We start from the raw sequence: 13,921 nt of genomic DNA, 5'->3' as shown, positions 1-13,921 counted from the left end.
CAAGGCCTGTGCCGTCGTCCGCGCGTCCGGTCCGTCGAGGCGTCTCTGCTTGCTTGTGTGTACGCATGACACTTCCTGTACTCGTCACACACACACCGGCGTGCCCGCGCCGTGAGAACATGAGGAGCGCGATGGCACATGGCTTGCAACACCGGGGCATGAACTCGCAAAACTCTTCGGCGCAGCGTGCGCCTCTGGCCGGCGTTACGGTGATCGACTTCAGCACCCTCCTGCCGGGTCCCATGTGCAGTCTGTTGCTGGCACAAGCGGGTGCAGAAGTCATCAAGGTCGAGCGGCCTGGTCGTGGCGACGAAATGCGTTCCTACCAGCCGAAGTTCGGCGACGACAGCGTGAACTTCGCGCTTCTGAATCAGGGCAAGCGCTCGGTGGCGCTGGACTTGAAGGAGCCGGCCGCAGTGCAGCAAGCAATCGAACTGGTACGGCGGGCCGACGTGCTGGTCGAACAGTTCCGTCCCGGCGTGATGGAACGTCTCGGGCTAGGCTACGAAGCCATGCGCGCGATCAATCCCGGACTGGTCTATTGCGCCATCACCGGTTGGGGGCAGCATGGGCCGCTGGCCGATATGGCCGCCCACGACCTCAATTACCAGGCGGAAACCGGCCTGATGGCCCTCACCGCCGGCGCCGATGGCTCACCTGGGCTGCCCAATGTGCTCGCGGCCGATCTGGTGGGCGGGGCCTATCCAGCCATCATGAACATTCTGCTCGCCCTGCGCGCACGCGATGCCACAGGGCTCGGCTGTTTCATCGATGTCGCAATGGCGGACAACCTGTTCCCGCTGGTGTACTGGGGTCTGGGCAACGGCTTCGCTGCGGGCGAATGGCCCACGCCGGGCGGCGACCTCGTCACGGGCGGCACGCCGCGCTACCAGGTCTACCGCACGCGGGATGGCCGTTACCTTGCGGCTGCGCCGCTGGAGCAGAAGTTCTGGGAAAACTTCCTGCGCGTGCTGGAAGCGCCGCATCTGCTGGACGACGGGGCAGATCCCAAGGGCATACGCGAGACTGTTGCCGGCATCATCGTCAGCCGCACCGCGGACGAATGGCTGCAGCGCTTCGCTGGTGTCGATGCCTGCGTGTCGGTGGTGAAGTCGCTGCAGGAGGCGGTCGAAACGCCGCATTTTCGCGAGCGCGGGCTGTTCCAGGCGCGCATCACGAGCGGCGACGGGCGGCAAATTCCATCATTGCCGCTGCCGATCGCGCCGGCGCTGCGGCACAACGTCCACAGCACGGCGCCGGCGCTCGGGGAAGCGACCCCCGCTTCGCTGGCGCGGTAACGATCAGGCCTCGGATTCGGCGCCGAAGCCCATCTGCGCGAGCCGCTTGTACAGATAAGAGCGAGAGATTCCCAGCTCGACGGCGACCCTCTTCTTGTTGCCGTTGAACTTCGCCATCGCTTGGCGGATCATCTGCTCCTCGACTTGCTCGACCGCGCTGCTAACGCGCGTGTGCTCTTGCGGCCCGGCCCCGACGGCGACGGGTGCGCTGTCGGTGGGTCCGGCGAGGGGCGTAGGCAGCGCTTCGCCCGGCTCCAGGTCGATGGTGCCGAAGTCGCTCGGCTCGATCACGTCCGAATCGCTGAAGATCGCCGCGCGCTCCACCGTGTGTATTAGCTGGCGCACGTTGCCGGGCCAGCGCTGGCCCTGCAGGAAGGAGATCGCGTCCGCTGAGAGCTTCTTCGCGCGCTGCCCATGGCGCTCAGCGAACTGCTTCAGCGCCAGATCGACGAGCAGCGGAATGTCTTCCAAGCGCTCGCGCAGCGCTGGCAGGCGGATCGCGACGCCGCCGATGCGGTAGAAAAGGTCCAGGCGGAAGCTGCCCTCGGCGATCATGGCTTCGAAGTTGCGGTTGCTGGCACTGATCAAGCGAAAGTTGGACCGGCGCAGCTCGTTTCCGCCCACCCGCTGGAAGGTGCCGTCCTGCAATACGCGCAGCAGCTTCACCTGCACCTCAGCCGGCATGTCGCCAACCTCGTCGAAGAACAGGCTGCCGCGGTCGGCCTGCTCGATCTTGCCCTTGCGCCCCTTGCGCTCGGCGCCGGTGAAGGAGCCGGCCTCGTAGCCGAAGAGCTCGCTTTCCACCAACGTGGCGGGCAGGGCGGCTGCATTGACCATCACCATCGTGTCGTCGCGCCGCGGACTCAGCTTGTGGATGGCATGGGCCGCCAGCTCCTTGCCGGTACCGCTTTCGCCGGTGAGAAGCACGGGGACATCCAGCGGTGCCACCTTCACGATCTGTTGCTTGAGCCGCTGCATCGCCAGGCTCTCGCCGACCATCTGGTCCAGGCCGTAACTGCGGTTGCGCAGGTCGTCAAGCTCGCGCCGGTAGTAGGCCACCTCGGATTTGAGCTTGGAGACCTCGTTGGATAACGTCTGCAATTGCTCCGGGCCTTTGAACATGATCTGCCCGATGGCGCCGACCAGCTCGCCGCGACTGTTGCGGATTGGGTTGCGCGAGACGACGCGCGTGATGCCACGCATCTCATGCAGCAGGCCGATCTCCGCCTTGCCGCTCTTGACCACCTCATGCAGCCGCGAGTTCTCGATGACTTCTGTTGTGTGGCGACCCACGCCACCGCCGGGCCGCAGGCCGAAGAAGCGCTCGTGGACGGGGCTCATGTAGCGCACGATCGCGTCGCGGTCGACCACCGATAGCGCTTCGAAGGGATTGGTCAGGAAGTGGGCGAGGATGTCGCCGGCGAAGTCGACCGCGCCGACGAATTCAAACAAGGCGTCGCGACTGTCGCGCTCCATGGCGACGAGCACGGTTGCGTCAGGAGATGGAAGCACGACCACGACGATCGGCTGGTTATCGGGTCCATCGATGGTGAACAGACGGCGCTGGCGGCGGCGCGCGTCCTGCCATGCGGTCTCGATGCTGCGCGCCAGTTCCGGCTGCAGCGCGATGCCGTTGGCTGCCAGCTGTTTTCCGTCGGGTCCGAGTACAAGAACGCCGCGCAGGTCATTCAGGGACGCGGTTTCCCCGCTTGTGTCTTGTGTCTCCATTGCGGGCATGATACTTCTGTTGAATACGGGCCTGTCGTCGGTAAAGACACCAAGCCAGTTGGAAATGGGTCAGCGCCGTGGCGAAGGACGCTGGAGCCCTTTGTTTTTGCGGTTTCCCGGGGGACGGGCGATGTGGCACACCGCTTGCACAAAGCAATGCAATGTCCACGCCCGCAACCCAACTTCCACTGAATGGCCTTCCGCCGCGGTCTGCCCCCGCGCTCGACCTGCTCGCAGGCGTGAAGGTGCTCGACCTCACCACCTCGGTCGCGGGCCCCTATGCTGGCCAGCTGCTGGCCGACATGGGTGCCACCGTCGTGAAGGTTGAAAAGCCCAAGACCGGCGACGACGCGCGCGCATGGGGCCCACCCTTCCTGCATGGCGAGTCGCTCTGGTTCATGAGCGTCAACCGTGGCAAGCAGAGCCTCACGCTCGATATCGCTGCGCCGCAAGGCCAGGACATCCTGAGGAAGCTGGTGGCGCAATGCGACGTCATCCTGCTGAACCTGGTGGCGCGCGCGCAGCGCAAGCTGGGCCTGGACGCCATGTCGCTGCGGCCACTGAACCCGCGCCTCGTCCACGCGTCCATCAGCGGCTTCGGCCTGCAGGGCAGCCGTGCCGATCTGCCGTGCTACGACCTGATCGCCGAGGGCTATTCCAGCGTGATGGACCTGACCGGCGAGCCCGAGAACGGCCCGCAGAAGGTGGGCACGCCCGCGGCCGACCTGCTGGCTGGCAGCGACGCGGCAATGGCAGTGCTGGCCGCGCTGCTGCGACGCGAGCGCGAGGGCAAGGGCTGCGACATCGACATCTCCATGGTTGAGAGCATGTCGCGCTTTATGGCACCCAAGCTGATGCCGTATTTGGGCTCCGGCGAACTGGCGCGCCGCGCAGGCGGGCGCGACAGCGTCATTGCGATCTACCAGGTCTTCGAGACCGCCGACAGTCCGATGACGCTGGGGCTGGGCAACGACGCGATATGGAAGCGCTTCTGGGAGGCCGTGGGCCAGCCTGAAGTCGCCGCCGATCCCGCGTTTGCCAGCAACGCCGAGCGCCGTGCGAAGCGCGACGACATCGTGAAGATGATCGGCGAGCTGCTGCGCACCAAGCCGCGCGCGCACTGGCTGGGACTGCTGGGCCGGGCCCGCGTGCCGGCCGGGCCGATCCAGCAGGTGGACGAAGTGGCGCGGGACCCGGCGCTTCACGAGTCCGGCTTCATCTATCGCACCCAGGGCCATGACGGCGACATCCCCCAGGTGGGCCTGGGTATCCGCTTCGACGGCCTCACGGAAGGCACGGGCGCTCCGCCCCCCAAGCTGGGGTCGCACACCGAGCAGATCCTTGGCACGTGGCTCGATTGCGATGCCGCCCACATCGACCAACTCCGCACCCAACAGATCATCTGAGAGGACCACACCATGCAGTTCGAAGAAATCACCTACGCCGAAGACGGCCCCGTCGGCACGATCACGCTCAACCGGCCGCACGACGGCAACATGTTCACGCCGAAGATGTGCCACGAGATTCGTGACTGCATCAACGAGATCAGGCGCGAGACCCGGACCCGCGTGACTGTCATCACCGGCGCCGGCGACAAGTTCTTCTGCATCGGCGGCCGCAAGGAAGGCATGGAGGACACGCTGATGTACGCCGGCGTGCTGCCCACGCTGGAGATGTACGAGGCCATCGACAAGCTGCAGAAGCCGGTGATCGCCTCGGTCAACGGCTTCGCAGTGGGCGGCGGCAACGTGTTGCACGTGGTCTGCGACATGACGATCGCAAAGGAAAGCGCCGTGTTCCGCCAGGTCGGGCCGATGATGGGCAGCTTCGACGGCGGCTACGGCACCTGGTATCTCGAAGACCTGATTGGGAAGAAGCGCGCCAAGGAGATGTGGTACCGCAATCCCAAGCTCAGCGCGCGCGAGGCGCTCGACTGGGGCTTGGTGAACCACGTGGTGCCCGACGCCGAACTGCAGGACTTCACCCGCAAGATCGCCCTGGAGATCGCGGACCGAGGCGCCTTCGCGCTGGCGTCCATCAAGGCATCGTTCAACGCTCGCCACGGTGGCGTGTCGGGGCTGTCGCGCATGGCCCACGATCTGCTGCTGCGCGGCTATCTCGACACCAAGGAGCACGAGGAACTGGCGGCCTCCTTCGCCGAGCGCCGCGCGCCCGACAGCGACAAGTTCGGCCACTGAGCGAACCAGCATGAGAAGGGACCACCATGTCTCACCTGTTGACCTTGCATGACCCGGCCCGAGCGCGCGAGAACTATCTCTCGGGCATCTGGCAAACCGACACGCTCTATTCGCTGACCCGCCGGCATGCGACGGAACGCGGCAGCGCCTACGCACTGCGCGACGGCACGAGGCGTTTGACCTGGAGCGCACTGGCTGCCTGGGTGGACGCCGTGGCCGCGGACCTCCACGCCGCCGGCTTGCGCCGTGGCGACCGGGTGTCGATCTGGCTGCCGAACCGGTTGGAGAACGTTGTCATCCTGCTGGCCTGCTCACGCAACGGCTACGTCTGCAATCCGTCGCTGCACCAGAACTACACCGCGGCAGAAATCGTGACGCTGCTGTCACGCATCGAATGCCGAGCGTTGTTCGCGCAGCCCGGCTGGGGTGCGGACGCAGCCACTGCCGACATCTTCGCGCGTGCGCAAGAGCTCGGGCATATGAAGCGTGTCTATGCGCTGCCGCCCTTGCGCGCGACCGATGCGCAGATGCCGGCCGCGTCGAACCCAATGCCGATGCCTGCGCAGACTCCGCGCTTGGCTGGGCTGGCGCCCAGCACGCATCCCGACCAGATCGTGTATCTCGCCTTCACCAGCGGCACTACGGGCGCTCCCAAAGGCGTGATGCATAGCGACAACACCTTGCTGGCCAACGGGCGCGCCATGGTGGCGGACTGGTCCATGAACGAGAAGACCGTGCTGCTGACCTTGAGTCCGATGAGCCATCACATCGGCACCGTCGCGCTGGAACAGGTGCTGGTCGCTGGCTGCGAGCTCGTCATGCATGATCCGTCCGCGGGCGTTGCACCGCTCGATTGGATCGAGGAAACCGGCGCGACCTATGTCATGGGCGTACCCACGCACGCCATGGACCTGCTCCATGAGCTGAGCAAGCGCGGCGCCAAGCAGCTCGGGGCGGTCAAGGTTTTCTACATGGCGGGCGCGCCGATCCCCACCGAAACCGCGCGGCGGCTGATGTCGCTTGGCGCGAAGCCCCAGAACGTCTATGGCATGACCGAATGCGGCTCGCACCAGTACACGAAGCCGGCAGATCCCATGGACGTGATCACCAGCACGTGCGGCAAGTCGTGCGCCGGTTACGAGGTTCGGCTGTGGCAACCCGACAACCCGGACATGGAGGCGCTGCCCGGCGAAGTCGGCGAGATCGCCGGCCGCGGTGGCCTGCTGATGCTGGGCTACTTCAACAACCAGACGGCGACGGAATCCTCGTTCAACAGCAGCGGCTGGTTTCTCAGCGGCGATCTGGGTCGCTTCGACGAGAACGGGAATCTCGAGATCGTGGGCCGCAAGAAGGACCTGATCATCCGCGGCGGCCACAACATCCATCCGGCGCACATCGAGGAATATGCCCATCGGCATCCGGGCGTGAAGAAGGCCGCCGCCTTCGGCGTGGCCGACGAGCGGCTGGGCGAGAAGGTGTGTCTGGCCGTCATCGCTCAGGACACGCCGCCGGGAGCCGATGAGATCCTGGAGCACTTGGCGCGCGAAGGGCTTTCCAAGTTCGACATGCCCGAGTTCTTCATCGTCGTGCAGGAGTTTCCCCTGACCGCGAGCGGCAAGATCCTCAAGCGCGAGTTGATGCAATGGGTTTCGAGCGGCCGCCTGCAACCCGAACCCGTGCGCTACAAGGCGCCGGCCACCGCGCCATGATCGAACTCAGCCATGACGAAGAGTTCGCCGTCCTCACGATACGGCGTTCGACATCCCTCAATGCGCTCAACTTCGAGTTGCTGGAAGAGATGGGGGAGTACCTCGACCAGCTCAAGGCCTCTAGAGCGCGTGCGTTGATCATTACCGGCGAAGGAGAAAAGGCGTTCTGCGCTGGCGCCGACATCAAGGAACTGCAGCAGCGCGGGCTGGCAGCGCAGCGTGAAGGCGCGGAACTCGGCCAGGGCGTGTTCGCGCTGCTCGATCGTCTCCCGATCCCGTCGATCGCGCTGGTCAACGGCTTTGCATTCGGCGGCGGTTGCGAACTGGCACTGGCCTGCACCCTGCGTATCGCCTTGCCCAACGCTAAGTTCGGCCTGCCCGAAGTGAAGTTGGGCCTGATCCCCGGCTACGGTGGAACGCAGCGCCTGCCGCGGCTGGTGGGGCAGGGCCGAGCGCTGGAAATGGTGATGACCGGCCGAACCGTTGATGCCGAAGAGGCTCTGGCCATCGGCCTGGTGAATCGCATCGTGCAGGCGCCCGGCCTCGCCGCTGCTAAGGCCTATGCCCGCGAGTTCACCGGCCACGGCCTGCGTGCCTTGCAGTTCGCCCGTGAAGCGGTGCAGCGTGCGATGGACGTATCGCTGCACGAAGGGCTGCGCGTCGAAGCGGACCTCTCCACCCTGGCGTACCGCACCCGCGACGCCGAGGAAGGGATGCAGGCCTTTGTCGAGAAACGCAAGCCGGAGTTCCGCGATGAGTGAACGTGAATGCATTGTCGTCACCGGCGCCAGCCGGGGAATCGGGGCCGCCATCGCACTGGCGCTGGCACAGCAGGGCAGGCATGTGGCCTGCCTCTCGCGCTCAGGCGCGCTGCCTGCCAGCGCCGGCGCGGCTGCCGAGGTCATCGAACATTGGATTCCTGCCAAGGCCGACGTGACCGACCCGGTGGCGTTCGCCGCGGCCCTGCGCAAGCTGGCGGACGAAGGCTGGATCATCAAGGGGTTGGTGAACAACGCAGGCGTGCACATCGACGCCTCTTCAGCCGAGATGTCGCTGGAGCAGTGGCACCAGGTGATGGACACCAATGCGACCTCGGTCATGACCGCCTGCCAGGCTGCCTACCCGCACTTGGTCGCCGCAGGCGGCGGGATGATAGTCAACATCGGTTCCTTCTTCGACAAGTTGGGCGTGAAGCGCAACCTCGCGTATTGCGCGAGCAAGGCCGCGGTTGGCGCCATCACGCGCTGCCTGGCGGTGGAGTGGGCCGGCAAGGGTATCCGGGTGATGGACGTCGCCCCTGGCTACATCGTTACCGACCTGAACGCCGATTCGATGACCGAAGGCGGGCCGTTGCGTGCATACCTCGACAAGCGCATTCCGGGCCGCAGGCCAGGCTCCGCTGCCGACGTCGGCGCGCTCGTGGCATCGATGTTTACACCTGCCGGATCGTTCCTTACCGGCGAAACCATCTACGTCGACGGCGGCCAAGCCGTCGCTCACTGAAGCCATGAACATTCTCGAACGACTGGATTCCCGCGTCGCCCTCAACGACGAGGAAGGCATGCTGCTGGACAGCGTCCGGGCCCTGGCACGCGACCAGATCGCCCCTCGCGCCGAGCACTACGACCGCAGTGCCGAATTCCCCTGGGAACATGTGAAGGCCATCAAGGAGCTGGGGTTGAACGCCATGTTCATCCCCGAGGCTTATGGCGGCGCCCAGATGTCGTACACCGCCTACCTGACCTGCGTACGGGAGATCAGCAAGGCCTGCGCGGCCACCGGGATCATCTGGGCCACCAACTACCACGGCATGAAGCCGCTGATCGACTGGGGCACCGAAGAGCAGAAGCAGCGGCTGCTGCCTCGGATCGCGGAGGGCGGCCTGGGAGCGCTCGCCATCACCGAGCCGGGCGCCGGGTCGGACGCCACCGGCATGCGCACCACGTTCCGGGAGGAGGGTGATGAGATCGTCGTCAACGGCGGCAAGACTTTCATCACCAACGGTGACGTCGCCGACCTCTACCTGCTGTTCGGCAAATGGGAAGGCATTGCAGGCGCCAAGGAAAGCATCTCGGTGCTGATCCTGGAGAAGGGCACGCCGGGCCTGTCCGTCGTGCGGCTGGAAGACAAGATGGGCACGCGCGCTTCCAGCACGGCGACACTGGCCTTCGACAACTGTCGCGTTCCGCGTGCCAACCTGATCGGCAACCCAGGCGATGGCCTGAAGATCCTGTTCGCCTCGCTTAACAAGTCGCGCCCCAGCGTGGCGGCGCATGCGCTGGGCATCGCCCGCGGCGCCTTCGAGGATGCCACCGCGTACATCAACGAGCGCAAGCAGTCCGGCCGCAAGATCCTGGAGTTCCAGGGCATCCAGTTCATGCTGGCCGATCTGGCATCGGAGATGGCGCTGGTGGAGAGCTGGCTCTGGCAGGTGGCCCGCTGGGTCGACGCCGGGGAGAAGGATTTTGGCATCGAGGCTTCGCTCTTGAAGATGCGCGCGAGCGACCTCGCCATGCGCGTCACCACCGATGCCGTGCAGTTGCTCGGCGGCTACGGCTACTGCAAGGACTTCCGCGTCGAGCGCCTCATGCGCGACGCCAAGATCACCCAGATCTGGGAGGGGACCAACCAGGTCCACCGCCAACTGATCGGCCGCAGCTTCCTGCAGCGCTGAGCCATTCAAGGAGAAATCATGAGCGAGATCAAGACCATCGGTATCGCCGGCGCGGGCACCATGGGCGCCGGCATTGCCATCGTGTGCGCGCGCGCGGGTTTCCGCACCCGCGTGTTCGACCTGAAGCAGGACGCACTGGACCGCGCCCGCGGCCAGACGGAAGGCTTCCTGCGCAAGAGCGTGGAGCGCGGCAAGCTGGCCGCCGAGAAGCTGCCCGAGATCATGGGCCAGTGGAGCGGTACGACCAGCCTGGAAGACTTCGCCGACTGTGACCTGGTGATCGAGGCCGTGTTCGAGAGCCTGCCGGTCAAGCACGAACTTTTCGGCAAGCTGGACAAGATCTGCGGGCCGCAAGCCATCTTCGCGAGCAACACCTCCACCATCAGCATCACCGAGATTGCCGGCGGCTCGGGCCGGCCAGACCGCTTCGTCGGCATGCACTTCTGCCTGCCGGCGCAGCTGATGAAGTTGGTGGAGATGTCGCCCGGCCTAACCACCAGCGAGGAGACCTTCGCCCGCGCCTGGGCAGCCTGCGAAACCATGGGCCAGAAGCCGGTGAAGACCCAGGACACCCCCGGCTTCGTCCTCAACTATTTCCTGATCCCCTTCAACAACGATGCGATCCGCCTGGTGGAGCAGGGGGTGGCCGAGGCCGCCGACATCGACCTCGCTATCAAGACGGGCATGGGCTATGCGATGGGTCCGATGGAACTGCTGGACCTGATCGGCATGGACACGCAGAAGCTGCTGTGCGAAGCCATGCACGGCGTTACCAACGAACCGCGCGCCGCCTGCCCGCCGCTGGTGAAACGCATGATCGCCGCCGGCTGGCTCGGAAAAAAGAGCGGCCGCGGCTTCCACCGCTATGCAGACAGCAAGATGTACGGAGCCTGATGCCATGACCAATACATACCGCGTCGTCCCGTCGGGCGACAGCCGCTCCTTCCCTGCGACGCACGCCTTCCTTGAGCAGGCCGATGCCCAGGGTGCATCGCGCGTCTTCATCGGCCAGGGTGCCGGCGGCGCCTTCGCCGCCGCCGGCGAGCTGGGCGCCTGTCCCTTCGTCGCCATCGAACTGGGCCAGGAATGCCTCGGCGTGCATACCGGCGAGCAGAAAGGCCACGAAGGGTCCAATGTGGTGGGCTTTGCCCGCTTCCGCCTCGGCTGCGCCGATCCCACGCCGCTCGTGGAACTGGTGCGCCAGCCGCAGACTCGCGACTCCGCCATCACCGCGGCCAAGGCCGCCTTCGAGGCTGCCGGCCTGAAAGTGGCCGTGTGCGGCGATTTCCCGGGCCGCATCATCGACCGGCTGGTCCGGCCGTACCTCAATGCCGCGCTGCGCCGCCTGGACGAGAAGCTCGCAAGCGCCGAGGACATGGACAAGACCCTGTGCCTGGGCCTGGGCTACCCGGAAGGCCCGATCTCGCTGCTGGAGCGTACCGGCCTCGCTGAACACCACGACGTGACCCAGGCCTTGTACCAGGCCCTGGGTCAGGAACCCTATGCGCCGGCGCGCCGTGCCCAGGTGGCCAAGGCGCACGAAGGCCGAGCCTGATTCGAACGGAACATCGATGGACCAAGCCACACTCCCCAAGCCGGTCGCCAACGCCGATTCGAAGCCCTATTGGGACGCCGCTCGCGAACGGCGGCTTGTCATCCGCAAGTGCAAGGCCTGCGGCGAGCTTCACTTCATGCCCCGCTACCTGTGCCCCGTCTGCTGGTCCGACCAGCTGGAATGGGTGGATGCCAAGGGGACTGGCAGCGTGCACAGCTTCACCGTCATCCGCCGCGCCTCCGACCCCGCGTTCGCGCCGCTGGTTCCGTATACGGTTGCACTCATCGACCTCGACGAGGGGCCGCGCATGATGGCCAACATCGTGGGCGCGGACGCGCTCGCGGTAAAGATCGGGGACCGTGTCCAGGTGACCTTCGAGGACCGCGGCGACGGCGCCATGGTGCCGCAGTTCACGCCTGTGACAGCCTGAGGGAGGAACGAGACAATGAAGACGCCCGCATCCCTGAAGAACAAGATCGCCATCGTCGGCGTTGGTGAATCCGACATCGGCAAGGTTCCTCACATGTCGGGCCTGGGCCTCAACGCCCAGGCCGCGAAACGCGCACTGGAGGAGTCTGGCCTGAAAGTGTCGGACATCGATGGCGTGCTCACAGCCTATTCCTTCACCGAACCGTACTTCATGCTCGGCTCGGTGCTGTGCGAATACCTGGGCGTGAAGCCGCGCTTCAATGCATCGGTGGTCTCCGGCGGTGCCAGCCCGGTGGTGATGCTCAAGCATGCGGCCGAAGCGATCGCCTCCGGCCAGGCCGAGACCGTCCTGGTGTGCGCCGGAGAGAACCGCGCTACCGGCCTCACGCGCGACGCCGCGCTTTCGGCACTGCTTGCGGTGGGGCATCCGTACTTCGAGCAACCGTACGGCGGTTCGATCCCGGGCTACTACGCCATGATCGCCCAGCGCCACATGCACGTGCACGGCACGACGCGCGAACAGATGGCGCACGTTGCGGTCAACACCCGTGCCCACGCGCTGCTGCACCCCAACGCGCACATGAAGATGAAGCCGCTGGCGCTGCAGGAAGTGCTGGACGCCAAGCCGATTGCCGATCCTTTGGGCATGCTGGACTGCTGCCTGATTTCCGATGCCGGCGGCGCCTTCATCGTCACTTCGGCCGAGCGTGCGCGCGACCTCAAGGCCAAGCCCGTCTATCTGCAGGGCATCGGCGAATACCACACGCACGAACACCTGATGTGCGCGCCCAGCCTGACCGAGTTCGGCGCCACCGAATCGGGCCGCACCGCCTACCAGATGGCGGGCCTGGGCCCGCAGGACATCGACGTGGCGGAGCTCTACGACTGCTTCACCATCGTCCCCATCATCGAGCTGGAGGAACTGGGCTTCTGCAAGCCGGGGGAGGGCGGCGCCTTCTTCGCCGAGGGTCACGCGCGGATCGGGGGCAAGCTGCCGGTCAACACCCACGGCGGCATGCTCTCGCATGCCCATGCCGGCGCCGCGGGCGGCCTGTTCGGCATCGTCGAGGCCGTGCGTCAGCTGCGCGGCGGCCTGGGCGAGCGCCAGGTGCAGGGCGCCGAGGTGGCGCTGGTGCACAACGAGGGCGGCGTCCTGTCTTCGCACTGCACGCTCATCCTGGCCAATGACAAGGGCTGAGAGCCGATCCATCCAACACACAAGGAGTCATCATGAACATCAATGCCGAGCCGCGCGGCCGCTACTTCGAAGACTTCGAGGTGGGCCAGGAGGTCGTCACCCCAGCGCGCACGATCACCTCGACCGACATCGTCAACTTCGCCTGCCTGACGGGCGACTTCAACGAGGTCCACACCAATTTCGAGTACTGCAGGACCACGCCCTTCGGCGAGCCGGTCGCGCACGGCCCGCTGGTCTACGGGATCATGGGCGGGCTGCAGTACGCCAGCGGCATCAACGACGGCACGCTGATCGGCCTGTTGGGGATTGACGAGTGGCGCATGCTGGGCCCGGTCAAGCATGGCGACACGATCCGAGTGGCGCAGACGGTGGTGGAGAAGAAGGAAACCAGCAAGCCCGACCGAGGCGTGATCACGTTCCTGCGGCGATGCGTGAAGCAGGACGGCTCGGTGGTCCAGGAGATGAAGGCCACGCTCATGTACAAGCGCCGGCCCAGGGCCTGATCAAGCAGTTGACCCGGTTTGGCGCTTGTCTCTGCTTCAGGCCGAGTCGTCAGTATCGGACGGCTGGTCAGGCGCGACGTAGTACTCTGGCCAGAACCGCATCACCATCTCGCGGCTGCGACCGTATGCATAGCAGCTGTCGAGCTGGGGCGGCGGTCCGTCGCCGCTGTGCTTGCGCGCGGCGGCAGGCCGCAGACCGCGAATGCCCTGCATTGCGGTTGTGGCGAGCGGGATCAGCACCTCCATCAGGTGCGTGCAGCTGGCGGCGCCGCGCAGACGCTGCTTGACCGTTGCCGACCAGCCTCGGGCGATACGTTCTCCGATCAAAGCGCGCAAGGTTGTCTCGGCTTCCTTGCAGACCCCATAGGGCGTGACGTCGGAGGCCGCGCAGATGTCCCGCACAACGAAGTCGCCATCGACCGTGAGTCGCACCCACAGATCGTGCAAGGCCTGACCAGGCGGCACGGGCAGCGGTCGGCCAAGGCTTTCGAACAGAAAGGGTTTGGTGTCGATCAGATGGGCTTCGATGTCGTAGAGCCCGTCCTGCCGGGCGTACGCCTGCATGTCGATGACGCGCCGGTGGATGTCACGGCGCGAGGTGGGTGGAGGTAAAGGCATGGATGGACTCC

General features: G+C 65.8%; 14 protein-coding genes. 12 read left to right on the top strand and 2 right to left on the bottom strand.

The genetic code is table 11. From position 1 onward, the window contains the following. The first annotated feature begins 53 nt into the window (after positions 1-53). Complete coding sequence (locus ACSQ89_RS16095; protein ID WP_436296283.1) at positions 54-1,298, top strand: CaiB/BaiF CoA transferase family protein; 1,245 nt, start codon at positions 54-56, stop codon at positions 1,296-1,298. Positions 1,299-1,301: 3 nt separating this feature from the next. Here ACSQ89_RS16095 and ACSQ89_RS16090 read toward each other — a convergent pair whose 3' ends face one another. Next, on the bottom strand, positions 1,302-3,026 hold the full coding sequence (locus ACSQ89_RS16090) for a sigma-54 interaction domain-containing protein (RefSeq protein WP_436290167.1): 1,725 nt from the start codon (positions 3,024-3,026) through the stop codon (positions 1,302-1,304). Between the two features lie 161 nt (positions 3,027-3,187). Here ACSQ89_RS16090 and ACSQ89_RS16085 point away from each other — a divergent pair, with 161 nt between their 5' ends. The 11 genes from ACSQ89_RS16085 to ACSQ89_RS16035 are packed head-to-tail and all read left to right on the top strand — an operon-like array spanning position 3,188 to position 13,292. Further along, positions 3,188-4,432, top strand: coding sequence for a CaiB/BaiF CoA transferase family protein (locus ACSQ89_RS16085; RefSeq protein ID WP_436290168.1), 1,245 nt, complete (start codon positions 3,188-3,190; stop codon positions 4,430-4,432). Between the two features lie 12 nt (positions 4,433-4,444). After that, entirely contained in the window at positions 4,445-5,224 is a 780-nt protein-coding gene (locus tag ACSQ89_RS16080; protein WP_436290169.1) for an enoyl-CoA hydratase-related protein, read from the top strand. A 26-nt stretch (positions 5,225-5,250) separates the two neighbouring features. Beyond that, a complete protein-coding gene (locus tag ACSQ89_RS16075) occupies positions 5,251-6,933 on the top strand; it encodes a class I adenylate-forming enzyme family protein (RefSeq protein WP_436290170.1) in 1,683 nt (560 codons plus the stop codon). Beyond that, a complete protein-coding gene (locus ACSQ89_RS16070) occupies positions 6,930-7,694 on the top strand; it encodes an enoyl-CoA hydratase/isomerase family protein (RefSeq protein ID WP_436290171.1) in 765 nt (254 codons plus the stop codon). Before ACSQ89_RS16075 ends, ACSQ89_RS16070 begins: the two co-directional genes overlap by 4 nt. Beyond that, entirely contained in the window at positions 7,687-8,436 is a 750-nt protein-coding gene (locus ACSQ89_RS16065) for an SDR family NAD(P)-dependent oxidoreductase (RefSeq protein ID WP_436290172.1), read from the top strand. The genes ACSQ89_RS16070 and ACSQ89_RS16065 overlap by 8 nt, the downstream gene beginning before the upstream one ends. 4 nt (positions 8,437-8,440) lie before the next feature. Further along, positions 8,441-9,607: an acyl-CoA dehydrogenase family protein gene (locus ACSQ89_RS16060; RefSeq protein WP_436290173.1), complete on the top strand. Its 1,167-nt coding sequence runs from the start codon at positions 8,441-8,443 to the stop codon at positions 9,605-9,607. Between the two features lie 18 nt (positions 9,608-9,625). Further along, positions 9,626-10,501, top strand: coding sequence for a 3-hydroxyacyl-CoA dehydrogenase family protein (locus tag ACSQ89_RS16055; protein ID WP_436290174.1), 876 nt, complete (start codon positions 9,626-9,628; stop codon positions 10,499-10,501). Positions 10,502-10,505: 4 nt separating this feature from the next. Beyond that, positions 10,506-11,162 (top strand): 3-hydroxyacyl-CoA dehydrogenase family protein, encoded by a 657-nt coding sequence (locus tag ACSQ89_RS16050; RefSeq protein ID WP_436290175.1) that lies wholly within the window; start codon positions 10,506-10,508, stop codon positions 11,160-11,162. Between the two features lie 16 nt (positions 11,163-11,178). Continuing rightward, the gene (locus ACSQ89_RS16045) at positions 11,179-11,592 is read left to right on the top strand and encodes a Zn-ribbon domain-containing OB-fold protein (RefSeq protein WP_436290176.1); all 414 of its coding nucleotides are present in this window, start codon (positions 11,179-11,181) and stop codon (positions 11,590-11,592) included. Positions 11,593-11,607: 15 nt separating this feature from the next. Then, positions 11,608-12,789 carry a thiolase C-terminal domain-containing protein gene (locus ACSQ89_RS16040; protein ID WP_436290177.1) on the top strand — a complete coding sequence of 394 codons (1,182 nt, stop codon included), beginning with the start codon at positions 11,608-11,610 and terminating at the stop codon, positions 12,787-12,789. Beyond that, the gene (locus ACSQ89_RS16035; RefSeq protein ID WP_436290539.1) at positions 12,786-13,292 is read left to right on the top strand and encodes a MaoC/PaaZ C-terminal domain-containing protein; all 507 of its coding nucleotides are present in this window, start codon (positions 12,786-12,788) and stop codon (positions 13,290-13,292) included. Before ACSQ89_RS16040 ends, ACSQ89_RS16035 begins: the two co-directional genes overlap by 4 nt. Positions 13,293-13,328: 36 nt before the next feature. Here ACSQ89_RS16035 and ACSQ89_RS16030 read toward each other — a convergent pair whose 3' ends face one another. Continuing rightward, positions 13,329-13,910 (bottom strand): DUF2889 domain-containing protein, encoded by a 582-nt coding sequence (locus tag ACSQ89_RS16030; RefSeq protein WP_436290540.1) that lies wholly within the window; start codon positions 13,908-13,910, stop codon positions 13,329-13,331. Positions 13,911-13,921: the final 11 nt, after the last annotated feature.

The organism is Variovorax sp. LjRoot175 (genome assembly GCF_964253805.1).
Lineage (GTDB): Bacteria > Pseudomonadota > Gammaproteobacteria > Burkholderiales > Burkholderiaceae_C > Variovorax.
Note: the sequence above shows the minus strand (reverse complement) of the source record. Positions and strands in the feature narration are given on the sequence as shown.

Coding starts and splice junctions, on each gene's coding strand:
- ACSQ89_RS16050 (WP_436290175.1), top strand. CDS start 10,506: ATGACCAATACATACCGCGTCGTCCCGTCGGGCGACAGCCGCTCCTTC.
- ACSQ89_RS16075 (WP_436290170.1), top strand. CDS start 5,251: ATGTCTCACCTGTTGACCTTGCATGACCCGGCCCGAGCGCGCGAGAAC.
- ACSQ89_RS16045 (WP_436290176.1), top strand. CDS start 11,179: ATGGACCAAGCCACACTCCCCAAGCCGGTCGCCAACGCCGATTCGAAG.
- ACSQ89_RS16085 (WP_436290168.1), top strand. CDS start 3,188: ATGTCCACGCCCGCAACCCAACTTCCACTGAATGGCCTTCCGCCGCGG.
- ACSQ89_RS16030 (WP_436290540.1), bottom strand. CDS start 13,910: ATGCCTTTACCTCCACCCACCTCGCGCCGTGACATCCACCGGCGCGTC.
- ACSQ89_RS16080 (WP_436290169.1), top strand. CDS start 4,445: ATGCAGTTCGAAGAAATCACCTACGCCGAAGACGGCCCCGTCGGCACG.
- ACSQ89_RS16065 (WP_436290172.1), top strand. CDS start 7,687: ATGAGTGAACGTGAATGCATTGTCGTCACCGGCGCCAGCCGGGGAATC.
- ACSQ89_RS16090 (WP_436290167.1), bottom strand. CDS start 3,026: ATGGAGACACAAGACACAAGCGGGGAAACCGCGTCCCTGAATGACCTG.
- ACSQ89_RS16060 (WP_436290173.1), top strand. CDS start 8,441: ATGAACATTCTCGAACGACTGGATTCCCGCGTCGCCCTCAACGACGAG.
- ACSQ89_RS16040 (WP_436290177.1), top strand. CDS start 11,608: ATGAAGACGCCCGCATCCCTGAAGAACAAGATCGCCATCGTCGGCGTT.
- ACSQ89_RS16070 (WP_436290171.1), top strand. CDS start 6,930: ATGATCGAACTCAGCCATGACGAAGAGTTCGCCGTCCTCACGATACGG.
- ACSQ89_RS16055 (WP_436290174.1), top strand. CDS start 9,626: ATGAGCGAGATCAAGACCATCGGTATCGCCGGCGCGGGCACCATGGGC.